Source organism: Herbidospora sp. RD11066 (genome assembly GCF_054661255.1).
In genome coordinates this window covers 1-253 of sequence record NZ_BAAGDO010000254.1, presented here as the reverse complement: position 1 = coordinate 253, position 253 = coordinate 1, and the positions used below count along the sequence as shown (strand labels likewise).

Annotated in this window: 1 protein-coding gene; it reads left to right on the top strand. The window is 40.7% G+C overall.

Features of this window, described 5'->3' with window-relative positions:
- Nucleotides 1-185, top strand: a 185-nt coding sequence (locus ACYQ78_RS39870) for a hypothetical protein (RefSeq protein WP_459806192.1), incomplete at its 5' end; no start/stop codon positions are given.
- Nucleotides 186-253: the final 68 nt, after the last annotated feature.

Sequence of the window (253 nt, the reverse complement as noted above, 5' to 3'; positions counted from 1 at the left end):
GTGAAATCCGAGAACAAAAAACACAAGGTGATTTTTTGCGAATGAAGAGAATCATTTTCACGGGCATCAAGCAATACGTTGGACAAAACAAACGCAACCTAAAATTGAACACGGGTAATATTACACGTCAAGTCTCTTACGCAGCAGTTATTTATACCGTACGGGATTCCCCTTGGCCCAAATAATAGCTGCGTAGCGGACTATGATTTATGTTTTGCAACAAACCTTACACTTGGCCACTGTCACTGTGAAA